The organism is Nostoc sp., assembly GCF_041747015.1.
Taxonomy (GTDB): Bacteria; Cyanobacteriota; Cyanobacteriia; order Cyanobacteriales; family Nostocaceae; genus Nostoc.
In genome coordinates this window covers 43,987-56,413 of sequence record NZ_JBGTFY010000001.1, presented here as the reverse complement: position 1 = coordinate 56,413, position 12,427 = coordinate 43,987, and the positions used below count along the sequence as shown (strand labels likewise).

Annotated in this window: 10 protein-coding genes; 8 read left to right on the top strand and 2 right to left on the bottom strand. The window is 40.1% G+C overall.

Annotation, left to right across the window (positions count from 1 at the left end; all coding sequences use genetic code 11):
* Positions 1–310: 310 nt before the first annotated feature.
* The gene (gene glyQ / locus ACEW80_RS00260; protein ID WP_373524663.1) at positions 311–1,210 is read left to right on the top strand and encodes a glycine--tRNA ligase subunit alpha; all 900 of its coding nucleotides are present in this window, start codon (positions 311–313) and stop codon (positions 1,208–1,210) included.
* Positions 1,211–1,771: 561 nt separating this feature from the next.
* Entirely contained in the window at positions 1,772–4,126 is a 2,355-nt protein-coding gene (locus ACEW80_RS00255) for a ComEC/Rec2 family competence protein (protein ID WP_373524662.1), read from the top strand.
* 433 nt (positions 4,127–4,559) lie between these two features.
* Here ACEW80_RS00255 and ACEW80_RS00250 read toward each other — a convergent pair whose 3' ends face one another.
* On the bottom strand, positions 4,560–5,222 hold the full coding sequence (locus tag ACEW80_RS00250; RefSeq protein WP_373524661.1) for a GIY-YIG nuclease family protein: 663 nt from the start codon (positions 5,220–5,222) through the stop codon (positions 4,560–4,562).
* Positions 5,223–5,364: 142 nt separating this feature from the next.
* Here ACEW80_RS00250 and ACEW80_RS00245 point away from each other — a divergent pair, with 142 nt between their 5' ends.
* The 6 genes from ACEW80_RS00245 to ACEW80_RS00220 all read left to right on the top strand — a co-directional run bounded on the left by ACEW80_RS00245 (position 5,365) and on the right by ACEW80_RS00220 (position 10,481).
* Positions 5,365–6,294, top strand: a complete 930-nt coding sequence (locus ACEW80_RS00245; protein WP_373524660.1) for a carbohydrate ABC transporter permease — start codon at positions 5,365–5,367, stop codon at positions 6,292–6,294.
* A 381-nt stretch (positions 6,295–6,675) separates the two neighbouring features.
* Entirely contained in the window at positions 6,676–6,885 is a 210-nt protein-coding gene (locus tag ACEW80_RS00240; RefSeq protein ID WP_373524659.1) for a hypothetical protein, read from the top strand.
* Between the two features lie 177 nt (positions 6,886–7,062).
* Positions 7,063–8,226 (top strand): sulfate ABC transporter substrate-binding protein, encoded by a 1,164-nt coding sequence (locus ACEW80_RS00235; RefSeq protein WP_373524658.1) that lies wholly within the window; start codon positions 7,063–7,065, stop codon positions 8,224–8,226.
* Positions 8,227–8,314: 88 nt separating this feature from the next.
* The gene (gene cysT / locus ACEW80_RS00230) at positions 8,315–9,172 is read left to right on the top strand and encodes a sulfate ABC transporter permease subunit CysT (protein ID WP_373524657.1); all 858 of its coding nucleotides are present in this window, start codon (positions 8,315–8,317) and stop codon (positions 9,170–9,172) included.
* Positions 9,159–10,037 (top strand): sulfate ABC transporter permease subunit CysW, encoded by an 879-nt coding sequence (cysW, locus tag ACEW80_RS00225; RefSeq protein WP_373524656.1) that lies wholly within the window; start codon positions 9,159–9,161, stop codon positions 10,035–10,037. Before cysT ends, cysW begins: the two co-directional genes overlap by 14 nt.
* 177 nt (positions 10,038–10,214) lie before the next feature.
* Positions 10,215–10,481: an NIL domain-containing protein gene (locus tag ACEW80_RS00220; RefSeq protein WP_373524655.1), complete on the top strand. Its 267-nt coding sequence runs from the start codon at positions 10,215–10,217 to the stop codon at positions 10,479–10,481.
* Positions 10,482–10,629: 148 nt separating this feature from the next.
* Here ACEW80_RS00220 and ACEW80_RS00215 read toward each other — a convergent pair whose 3' ends face one another.
* Positions 10,630–12,141: a hypothetical protein gene (locus tag ACEW80_RS00215; RefSeq protein WP_373524654.1), complete on the bottom strand. Its 1,512-nt coding sequence runs from the start codon at positions 12,139–12,141 to the stop codon at positions 10,630–10,632.
* Between the last annotated feature and the right edge of the window lie 286 nt (positions 12,142–12,427).

Below are 12,427 nucleotides of genomic sequence, written 5' to 3'. Positions count from 1 at the left end.
TGGAAAGCTTTTTAGCTCAATAGCTGCTCTTTTTTAACTTCAGCTTAGTTTTATCTATTTGCTTGACGCAATTCACTTGCTGTCTAATCGCTTTCAAACTATAATATTTTCAAGGTTCGGTGTCCCCTCAGCGTCGCTTTTATTTAGCTTCGCATCAGGCACATATTCAATATAGCGAACCTCCTTTATCTTGTCAACTATTTTTCCAAAATATCTTTTGGAACGCTTTGGTGTCCCTTGAAACTGCCCACAGTGCCGGGTTGTAGGCAACAATGGTTTATGGACTGTGCTGAGTAAGGAAGGGTGAAGCGTGAATTTTCAGTCGGTAATAGGTTTATTGCATGAGTTTTGGGGCGATCGCGGTTGCTTGATTGCCCAACCTTATGACATTGAGAAGGGGGCAGGTACCAAGAATCCCCATACATTTTTAAGAGCGTTGGGGCCGGAACCCTGGGCTGTTGCCTATGTTGAACCATGTCGTCGTCCAACGGATGGACGGTACGGCGAAAACCCCAACCGCTTCCAACACTATTATCAGTATCAAGTCCTAATCAAACCGTCGCCAGATAATATCCAGGAGATTTATCTTGATTCGTTAAGGGTTTTAGATATTCGTCCTGAAGACCACGATATTCGGTTTGTAGAGGATAACTGGGAAGATGCGACGGTGGGAGCTTGGGGTACTGGGTGGGAAGTATGGTTAGATGGGATGGAAGTTACTCAATTTACTTATTTCCAACAGTGTGGGGGAATTGATTGTCGCCCTGTGTCAATTGAGATTACTTATGGGTTAGAGCGATTGGTGATGTACCTCCAGGAAGTGGAGGCAATTACTAGGATTCATAGGACGGACAACATTACTTATGGTGATGTTTACCTCCAGGGTGAGATTGAGCAGTGTACATACAACTTTGAGGCGTCAAATCCTGAGTTGCTACTGACACTATTCAATTTATATGAGCAGGAAGCTACCCAATTGACGGAGCTAGGATTAGTCTTGCCTAGTTTAGATTATGTAATGAAGTGTTCGCACACGTTCAATCTGCTGGATGCTAGAGGTGTGATTTCGGTGACGGAGAGAACTCGCTATATTGCCAGGATTCGGCATTTGGCTAGGAAGGTGGCTCATTTATATGTTGAGCAAAGGGAGAAGTTGGGTTTTCCGTTGCTCAAAGATGCTGTGAGTTTAGAAGCAAGCCCGATATCCTAAATAAATGGTACGGCTACATAAACTAAGTACAGCTTTGCGTAAAATCGTAGCGTTTTTAAACGCAGAGGAACGCAAAGGTACACAGAGTCTTGTCAAAGTTAATTCGCTACGAATTAATGAAACGTTCTACTAAGTCCGCTAGGAACAATTGCATATTTGGTCAGTACAGCACTCTGTGTTCTGTTTCTCTATGTGGTGCTGGCGTTTAAGCTAGGTATATCTTTATGATGTGGCTATTGCTAAAGGCCAGAAATCCCGTTAAGTCTTGAGTCTACAAGATTAAGTTTACAAAGACAAAGCTCGCAGCTCGCCTGTGCGGGCTTTGTTTGTATAAACTTGATGGACTATACTTCACGACAAGGATAAAAATTATTTAGCGTTGCTGAATTAAAGAGATGAAGATATTACCCAGAGGCGCTCCTGGCGCAGATAATAAGAGATTGGAATATTGGATTTTTGAATTTCATAGCCGAATTCAGCAATTCTGATTTTTCTCTATTGCTCCCTTATTTTTAAGTCAGATGCAAATTCGGGTTGTCAGGTGTTTTTACAAAAAATCTTATGATTCAAAGCAGTGGCGTAATTATTTGTCTTGGCTACATTTTCGGGTTGCTGTTTACAGCAGTCCCTGGGGGTGGTGTGTGGATTTTAGCTCTGGGGATAGTGGGAGCAATTATTTTTAGAAGACGCACCATCCTACGACAATTTGCTCAGAAACCGGAAAATGCTGGAAGCAAAACAAAGGCGATGCCTAATAACTGGCAAACTATTCCCCATCCTCGAATATGGCTAGCTGCTGGCTTGGTGGGGTTGTTAGCAGCTCTATATCTTCAATGGAGAATGCCGCAACCGGGTATAAAAGATATTAGTCAGTTCGTCCCGCCTGGAAATAGCAGTAATCAAGAACAACTTGTAATTGTTCGCGGCGAAGTGGCAAGTAATCCCCGCTTAACTCGCAGCCAGCGAGGACAATTTTGGCTGGAAGCGACTCAGTTAGATGAGGTTAAAAATGAAAAAGGTTCAGCAAGTGTACCAAAAGGGGTTACAGGTAAATTATATGTGACAGTGCCTATACTTCAAGCTACTGGGTTATACCCTAGTCAACAAATTGCTGTGACTGGAATTTTGTACAAACCAAAGGCGGCTTCCAATCCTGGTGGTTTCGACTTTCAAAAGTTTCTCAAGCAAGAAGGAACGTTTGCTGGTCTAATTGGGCGACAAGTAAATGTTTTGGATCAGGAACGTAAATGGGGATGGTGGCAAATTCGGGAGCGAATTGTACGATCGCAAGTTCGTTGGTTGGGTGTCCCTGAAGGTCCTCTTGTTAGTGCAATGGTTTTAGGTAGCAAAGCTGTTGATTTACCCTACGATATCCGCGACTTATTTATACAAGCAGGATTAGCTCATGCTTTAGCAGCTTCTGGGTTTCAAACTTCTTTGATTTTGAGTGTGATATTACAGTTAACGAAGCGGACAAAAAAAGGAACGCAATTTACCTTTGGCTTTTTAGCTTTAATCATTTTTCTGAGTTTAACAGGTTTTCAACCTGCGGTACTCAGAGCCGTAATTATGGGTTTTGCGGCATTAGTTGGTTTGCTATTAAAAAGGAAGGTAAAACAGTTCGGATCATTACTATTAGCAGCAACCATATTATTACTATTTAATCCTTTATGGATTTGGGATTTAGGCTTTCAATTAAGTTTTTTAGCAACACTGGGATTAGTCGTAACAGTACCCGCATTAATCAATCGCCTAGCATGGTTGCCACCTGCGATCGCTGCTTTGATTGCTGTTCCCCTAGCTGCTACTATTTGGACTTTACCTGTGCAACTTTTTGTTTTTGGGGTTGTACCATCTTATAGTTTGTTGCTGAATGTGCTTAGTACTCCGTTAATTTCGATTATTAGTATAGGTGGAATCATTAGTGCGATCGCAGCATTAATTTGGACTCAGGCAGGAAGTTTCCTCGCTGGGGTGTTGCATTACCCTACTGATTGGTTAATTAAACTGGTGGAATTTTTTAGCAAGTTGCCAGGAAATTCTGTTGCTGTAGGCAGCATATCTAGTTGGCAGCTTGTGGCGATTTATGTATTGATTATATTGGTTTGGTTAGTCCCTTGGTGGCAGCGACGGTGGTGGTTTGCAAATGTGATTGTGATTGGTTTAGTATTCATCCCTCTTTGGCATTCTACAAATACATTGTTTAGGATAACTGTATTAGAATCTGGTACGGAACCAATTGTAATTGTTCAAGATAGGGGTACTGTAACTGTAATTAATAGTGGCGATGAAGGTACAGGACGTTTCACAATCCTACCATTTTTGCAACAGCAGGGAATAAATCAAATCAATTGGGCGATCGCAACTGATTTCCAAGGCAATGAAAGTAATGCTTGGTTGGAATTACTGCAACGTTTACCGATCAAGAATTTTTATGAATATTCTCCGAAGCTAGAAAATTCCATTGCAACTCAGGCAATTCAACAAGAATTACAAAAGTATCAAGGTTCTTACCAATCGCTGGCAGTTGGTCAAGCTGTGAAAACTGGTTCAATAATGGCACAATTAATCAACGATCAATTACCCATTTTGCAATTGCAAATTTTAGATCAGAATTGGTTATTAGTAGGTAATATCAAGTCTAAAGAGGTACAGCAACTAGTTAAAAGTGGGAGTTTGCCTCGTCCACAAGTGCTGTGGTGTGCCCCTCAGTCATTAAAAGACTTAGTTATTGCTCTGCAACCAAAAGTAGCGATCGCTTCTTCAGCTAACTTTGATCTAAAAACTTTATCTGAACTAAATCAAAGCCAAACAAAACTATTTTTTACAGGAAGAGATGGGGCTATTCAATGGACGCCCAATGGTCAGTTTGAGACGTTTGTTGAGGCAACAGAAAACAAATCTTCAATCTTATAAATAACTCACAAATAAGTAAATTAAAAAGTCCTTATAAACTAGTGAATGCGAATATTCCATTGCCATACTTAATACTTAAAAATTATCTATAGCGGTTCTCGGTTGAGTGAGGTACTCAAGTTCCCCACCCCCAACCCCCTCCCCGCTCTTCGAGAGGGGGCTATGATGTACCTGATCTGATTAGGAAACGCTTTAGGAAACGCTATAATCAATCTGAGAAACACTATAACTCATTGTTACATTTCTGGTTCTTTTGAATAATTGCAACAAATTGGCTTTAATAAGATTCAAGATATACAGCAATTTAAAAATTAGGCATTGCTGAAAAAGTAGTTTTTTGGATTGAATAAGGGGTAGGGACGCACATCTGTGCGCCTCTACTGGATGGATACTAATCTGTCAATACCGACAAAACAACGAATCTAATTGACACCTATGACTTAGTTTCTTGTGTCTGTGCGTCAATAATTACACTCCAGTCATCGTTTTTCACAGCAGCTTCAAGTTGACGCTGACGTTCGGCTTCACTTGCATCAATTATTTCTAACTCTTTAGAAAGGGTTGTGTCAGCCATTGCTTTCCGCAGTTTTAGCTTTTTCTCTTCGTAAGCTTGACGTTCCACCTCTGACATTATCGCTTTCGCAGCTTCGCCTACCGTGCTAGCCCACATTCCGCAATCGGTTGCATTACCAAGTGGCGTATTTTCGAGTTCTGCTATCCACGCATCTCGCAAATCTTCCATTTCTTGACGTTTGGGGAACTTGAATGCTTGCACACGCACAAAAGTACACTTTCGCTCACCATTTTGGCGAAAATGACCGTTTAGGGAAAGCAACACATTTCGAGAATAGCCAACATACTGTGTGCAACGTTCTGCGTCCAGTATTGCGTAAACTCCTGCAATTTTAGCGTTCTGAGGAGACGTACACCAACCATTAAGGTCAACGATTTCAGTACCATTGTTTGCCAGTTCAGGAGTTATACTCACCTCAATGGCAGCGTGTTCGTCGTCAGAACTGTACAAAAAGTCATGTAGTCCACGGTGGTTTATGGGGACATTTTGATGTTCAATTGGCGGGTTGTGCTGAGTTTCCATCGCAGTTTATCTCCAAGCTATTAATTAACGATGCCAATGGCAAGCGCGAAGCGCAAATATATGCCTTTAGAATATTGAAGCTTAAATTTACTCACATCTCTAAATCCTTTCTAACTTAGCAAAAACAACTATTAGACTTCGTATGAATCAACTAACGCCTAAAAATTGTCTATTCATCAAACAGCGACTAACACCTTATTTATTTTTACTACCCGCCTTAGTTCTTTTGGGGTTAACTGTCTTTTGGCCTGCACTGCAAGCGTTTTACCTCAGCTTTACTAGCTATGAAGATATTGCCCAGTCGCCACAATGGATAGGTTTCGCCAACTTTCTTAAGCTTTGGAAGGATGCAGTTTTTTGGAAAACCTTAGAAAACACTTTTCTATATCTTGTGGGTGTAGTACCAATTTTAGTAATTGCTCCTTTAGTGCTGGCAATTTTGGTAAATCAAAAACTGCGAGGGATGAATTGGTTTAGAGCAGCGTACTACACTCCAGTGGTAATTTCAATGGTGGTTGCGGGAATAGCTTGGAAATGGCTCTATGCAGAAAATGGATTACTCAATCAGTTCTTTAAAACTTTGGGTATTTTTCCAGAAGGTATTCCTTGGCTAACTAGCCCAGAAAAAATTTTTGGTATTGTACCAATTTCGCTTGCCAGCGTCATAGCTGTAACTGTGTGGAAGGGACTAGGCTACTACATGGTGATTTATTTAGCAGGGTTGCAATCAATTCCCGCTGATGTGTACGAAGCCGCAGCCATCGATGGCTCTGATGGTATCAGCAAACATTGGGATATTACCATACCTTTAATGAAGCCATATTTAGCATTAGTCGCGGTGATTTCGGCTATTTCCGCAACTAAAGTGTTTGAAGAAGTATACATTATGACCCAAGGAGGCCCACTCAATAGCTCGAAAACGATTGTTTATTATCTATATGAGCAAGCTTTCAATAATTTGGAAATTAGCTACGCTTGTACGATTGGGCTAGTGCTATTTTTGATAATTTTAGGGTTATCGATTTTGCGATTAGTTATTAATCAGCAGGAAGGCGATAATATCACAATCTGATATTGATTTAATTGGCGTTGCATAATAAGGTACGAATTTAGGTGTAGATTTAGCATTTTACGATTGCTTGCATGAAAGCAACAGCAGTGAAAGCTACTTGAGTCTTAATTAGCTAGTGGTGAAAGAAGAAACAGATGGTAATTTAAAAGATAAGCTTTTTACTAGAATCCCCTGAACCGTTTTAATAAGCAAAATGGCATTTGACTTACTCAAAATCGTGTTTGACTTACTCATTTCGGTGTTTTCTGCAAGCAAAATGACATTTGACTTACTAAATTTGCTTGTTTGCTAATTTATTGCTGAATCAAAAGACCTCTCTGCACGTCTTGCACCAAACAATTAAAATCGCGGGAAAGCAAAGCCTGCACTTCGAGAAGCTCAGTGAACACCTCCACAGGCTACCAAACCCTTAATTTTCCAAAGTCCGCGCAGGCAAACTTCGTTAGCCGTGACTTCCAATTGTTAGGTTTTCTGATGCTCACGTTAAAATCTATATTAGACGATCGCCTAGTTGTCTCAGAAGAAAAAAGCACAGTGGCTTCATCTTGCCTAATTGCGATACCTACGGTGGGCTGCGCCTACGCAACTTGATAGTTAAAGATAAAAGTATATGTAATTCCTCGCAGAACTGGTAGAATCACCATATTCTTGATAAAGAATGTGAGGTTTTTGGGTGTTTGCAACTAGATATATGTACTCATCCAGTATGATAAACAGTATATAACTGTATTCACATCAACTAACTGTAGATTTAGTGGAGGAAAGGGAATGAATTTGTGGCAACGTTCACTTAAAAGGTTACAAGCGATGCCTCCAGCGGGCTACGCCTACGCTGAACATAGAACCAATGGGTTCAGACTAAATTCGCTCAAAGGCTTTGCATCGCTCTTTTTGGCAAGTACTGTTTTGAGTGTAGCGCTTGCCGCCTGCTCTGGTGGAAATGAAAGTAATTCTTCCACAGAAAACCCTACAGCTAGTACTGTGGCAGCAACCAAGGATAATGTTGAACTAACCCTTGTGTCGTTTGCAGTTACCAAAGCAGCTCACGAAGCGATCATTCCCAAGTTTGTTGAACAGTGGAAAAAAGATCATAACCAAACTGTCACCTTCAAGCAAAGCTATGGTGGCTCTGGTTCCCAAACTCGCGCTGTTATCGATGGTTTGGAAGCAGATATTGTCCATTTGGCATTAGCTGGAGACACTACAAAAATTGAGAAGGCTGGATTGATTGAGCCAGGATGGGAGAAAGAAGTTCCTAATAATGGTATTGTCTCCAAATCTGTGGCAGCATTAGTCACACGTCCAGGAAATCCCAAAAACATCAAGACTTGGGAAGATTTATCTAAAGACGGTATAAAACTAATTACAGCTGATCCTAAAACATCAGGAGTTGCTCGCTGGAATTTCTTAGCTCTTTGGAATTCAGTGATTAAAACCGGTGGAGATGATGCTAAAGCGACTGAGTTTGTTACCAAAGTCTACAATAATGTACCATTACTGACTAAAGATGCCCGTGAGGCTACTGATGCATTTTTCAAGCAGGGTCAAGGTGATGTCCTGATTAACTATGAAAATGAGATTATTTTAGCAGAACAAAAGGGTCAAAAGTTAACTGCGATCGTCCCTGATGTGAATATCTCCATCGACAATCCCATCGCCGTGGTAGATAAAAACGTTGATAAGCACGGCAACCGGGAAGTTGCTGAAGGTTTTGTCAAATATCTATATACTCCAGAGGCACAACAAGAGTTTGCCAAATTGGGATTCCGAACTGCGGAGCAGACTTTAACCCTAACTAAGGAAGTTGCAGATAAATTTCCCAAGGTGAAAACTCTAGGTACTGTTGCAGAATTTGGTGGTTGGGATGGAATCAATAAAAAGTTCTTCGCAGATGGAGCAATTTTTGACCAGATTCAAGCCAAGAAAAAGTAATTCGTAATTCGTAATTGAAGGACAGAGCAACTAATTTAATTACAAATTACGAATACTGATGAAAAACTTCTTGTAAATATTTTTGACTATGACTGTATCTCCTTCTGTGGAAGTTGAAGGCAAAACGCCATTCTGGAAAACATTGCAGCGAGTTCCTTGGACTTGGCGAATCACCATTGCATACCTGACGGTGATGTTATTTATCCCGATAATTGCCATGTTCCTAAAAGCGAGTACGGAAACTCCGGCAAGATTTTGGGCGATCGCAACCAGTGATATCGCATTAGCAACATATAATGTCACCTTTGTCACGGCAATATTTGCTGCCTTACTCAATGGTGTTTTTGGTACTTTGATTGCCTGGGTTTTGGTTCGCTACGACTTTCCCTTAAAACGCTTGATTGATGCCACAGTAGATTTACCCTTTGCACTGCCAACATCGGTAGCAGGGCTAACTCTGGCAACAGTTTACAGCGATAATGGCTGGATAGGTTCACTACTAGCACCACTGGGAATTAAGGTATCTTTCACCCGCACCGGAGTAGCGGTAGCAATGATATTTATCTCGCTACCTTTTATTGTGAGAACTGTGCAACCCGTACTTCAGGAAATGGAACGTGAAATTGAAGAAGCCTCTTGGTGTCTAGGTGCTTCTCAATGGCAAACTTTCTGGAAAGTGATTTTGCCGCCTTTATTTCCGACAATTCTAACTGGTGTTGCCTTGGGTTTCTCCCGTGCAGTTGGAGAGTATGGTTCGACTGTAATTATCTCTTCCAATACACCATTCCAAGATTTGATCGCACCTGTGCTGATTTTCCAGCGATTAGAGCAGTATGACTATTCTGGTGCAACAGTAATTGGCATAGTTTTACTATTAATTTCATTAGTAATGCTATTGGCAATTAATTTCTTACAAGCATGGGCAAGGCGATATGACAGTAGATAAGCCAAGTTTTCATTCATCTGCATCGGATACAGATACAGCCAAGCCTGTTACAGAGCAGAAGAGTTGGGTGCCAATAGTTTTAATTAGTATAGCGATCGCTTATTTGGCTCTGGTTCAATACATCCCGTCAATTAACGTTTTTGTCCAAGCCTTCAGCAAGGGATTTGCGCCATTTCTGTCAAACCTAACTCGACCAGCTTTTCTCCATGCAGCTTGGCTGACACTGATGCTAGCTTTGATTGCTCTACCTGTAAATACTGTATTTGGATTGTGTGCAGCTTGGGCGATCGCTCGTCATAAATTTCCTGGACGCGCCATAGTTTTGAGCATTATTGACTTGCCCTTTTCAATCTCGCCCGTAGTCGCAGGATTGATGATTGTGCTACTTTACGGACGCAATGGGTGGTTTGGCCCTTGGCTCCAAGCTCATGATATCAAGATTATCTTTGCCTTTCCGGGTATGGTACTTGCTACAGCCTTCGTAAGTATGCCCTTTGTGGCGCGGGAAGTGATTCCTGTTTTAGAAGAATTTGGTAAAGAACAAGAAGAAGCTGCTAGAACTTTAGGTGCGAAAGATTGGCAAATATTTTGGCGCGTCACCTTGCCCAGTATCCGCTGGGGCTTACTCTACGGCTTAATTTTGACCAATGCCAGAGCAATGGGTGAATTCGGGGCAGTTTCGGTAGTATCTGGCAACATTGCTGACCAAACTCAGAGCCTACCACTGTTTGTAGAAGAGGCTTACAAACAATATGAAACCGAAGCTGCCTTCTCTGCGGCTGTACTGTTGGCGCTGCTAGCAGTAGTAACCTTGGTATTAAAGGAGATCCTGGAACGAAAAACCCGCATTAAAGATATTGATTGAAGAATTCAGAAGTCAGAATTCAGAATCAATCAAGCGGTTAGAACAGTTATCCTTTAAACTAGGATACAAGCAAATTATGGGACATGGTACGATCTACCTACTACCTATCAGGAAATTACCGTTAGGGTTAAGGTTAGTTACGTACCAATTCCGATCAGGGATTGAAATAATTCAGATATGGCTAGTGACAATACACTTACCAATAAACGGATTCGCCTCAGAATTCCTAAGGATTATCACCAGGAACCTGTAATTTCTCGCCTGGTGTCTGACTATGGACTGACTGTAAATATCACGGCAGCAATTTTGGGAGCAAATGCGATCGGTGATGGTTGGTTTGACCTTGAACTACAAGGAACAGACGCACAAATTCAAAGTGGGTTAACTTATCTCCACGACTTGGAGTTGCAAGTCTGGGACGACACTAAAGCAAGTGATTGGTAAGTAGCTCAATACACAGGGGGCGCACAGCTAGTTGTAAGCCCCCTACCAAAGATTTGTACAAAAAATAGTGTAAGCTCAAGTTCTCGGTTAAACTAGGGCTTTTAAAAAGCCTCCACCATACTCCTCTTTGCAATTTCTTGTAGGTTATTTACAAAAGGATATACCAAATCCCATTATTATTTTCTCTTAAAATATTGTATCTTTGCTCAATAAATTCCAGCATTTTTGGGAAATTTTCTTTGATGGTAGCTTGCTGAATATAATCAATAAAGATATAAACAGGCTTTGATGAATCTAACTGCTCTAGAAGTTTTGGCCATTGTTCAGGTAGAAAATATTCAAGCGCCCAACCACGTAGTGATGTTGCCTGAGTACGACCAGAAAAGTAGTAAATAGATGGATCGCCAGCTACATAAATCTCACCAGAAAGACTTCCTGGTTGGGAGATAAAGTCAGCCTCTGAATGAAGGGATGGATATTTTTCTCTAAATAAAGTTTGATATTTCAATCGTGTATCTTCAGTTAAAGCAAAACTGTTATTAACCAGAAAAACACTCTTTTTTGTAAGAGTGTAAGATAAAGGTAAGAAAAATAAAAAAATGAGCAGAATTGTAGTAAATGGGGAAGTCAATTTTTTTAAAGACTCCCATAATACATCTAATCCTTTAGTTGCTAAAATACCTATAGGTACAAACAATAGTAAATAATGGTACTCCCACAATGCCCCACGTTGTAGAACAATAACACCCGAACCAAAAATACACCAAACAACAAGTAGTAAAGTCAATATATTCTTAGACTTACGCAATGATGCATCTACTGCAACAGTAGTTGCTAAAACTAGAGGATAAAAACCATATAAAAACCATTTTATTCCTGAAAAAAACCTACTTAGATCAAAGGGAAAATTAGCAACAATCCGAGGTGGATATAAAAAGAATGTCTCATACAAAATTGATAAACTATTAAACCAGGCAAAGTAACTAACAACAAATATAATCGGAAATATAATCCCTATAAAAATTGCGAGACAGATTTCTACAAAGGCTTTTTTAATTTTCTGCCGTTTTATTAGTAGAGAATATATTAAAAGAGTTAGCCAAAACGAAAGTAATATTAACAAAAATATAAATTTAAATATGAGGACAATTCCACCAACAAAGCCTGACAGTACAAGTAGGAAAAATCTTTGCTTCCCTTCATATTTAAAAGATTGATAAGTCAGCCAAAGACAAATGAATAAAGGAAAACCAACCAGTGCCTCCACTTGAGTAAGATGCCAAGCCCCTGAAACCGTATAGTAAACGCCAACCGTTAACAAAGGTACTAGACTTGCGATTATCTGATGCCGAAAATAACTTTTGAGACTCAGCAACAATATTATAGAAAAAAACACCATGTAAATAAGTTCAAAAACATGGATACCAATCTCATTAAAACCAAACAAAGTTCCTGCCAAAAAATAAAAATAAAAAATCCCCGGTTGCTTTATATCCCAAAAATCACGATAGAGTATCTTTCCTTGTTGCATCTCCAAAGCACCTAGCCTAAAAAATGCTTGATCTCCATCAAATGGAAAAGGCAAATGTATAAGACCTATCACGACAATCACAATTAAAACTAGAAAATCAATTCTATTTAATTTAGGAATACTAATCATGAAATTTTATAGATTATAAAATTTACGCACTGTACAAATGACTCATCTTGTGTGTTAACGTGAATAGGTTGTTTCAGGTTTTTACAAACCATCCTTTGTTAATTGCGTAGGCGTAGCCCGACCCAGGCATCGCAAAAAGGTAATTGAAAAATCCAGATAAAAGCCTTGAAAAGCATATCTGTCATTTAGGCTTTTCTGTTAATGCGTAAGTCCTAATCTAAACTCAAGCGGCCATCCTAACACTGATTAATATTCTACCAGAGTATAGAGAAACGCGATTGTGTAA

Coding starts and splice junctions, on each gene's coding strand:
- ACEW80_RS00255 (WP_373524662.1), top strand. CDS start 1,772: ATGATTCAAAGCAGTGGCGTAATTATTTGTCTTGGCTACATTTTCGGG.
- ACEW80_RS00250 (WP_373524661.1), bottom strand. CDS start 5,222: ATGGAAACTCAGCACAACCCGCCAATTGAACATCAAAATGTCCCCATA.
- ACEW80_RS00245 (WP_373524660.1), top strand. CDS start 5,365: ATGAATCAACTAACGCCTAAAAATTGTCTATTCATCAAACAGCGACTA.
- ACEW80_RS00235 (WP_373524658.1), top strand. CDS start 7,063: ATGAATTTGTGGCAACGTTCACTTAAAAGGTTACAAGCGATGCCTCCA.
- cysT (WP_373524657.1), top strand. CDS start 8,315: ATGACTGTATCTCCTTCTGTGGAAGTTGAAGGCAAAACGCCATTCTGG.
- cysW (WP_373524656.1), top strand. CDS start 9,159: ATGACAGTAGATAAGCCAAGTTTTCATTCATCTGCATCGGATACAGAT.
- ACEW80_RS00220 (WP_373524655.1), top strand. CDS start 10,215: ATGGCTAGTGACAATACACTTACCAATAAACGGATTCGCCTCAGAATT.
- ACEW80_RS00215 (WP_373524654.1), bottom strand. CDS start 12,141: ATGATTAGTATTCCTAAATTAAATAGAATTGATTTTCTAGTTTTAATT.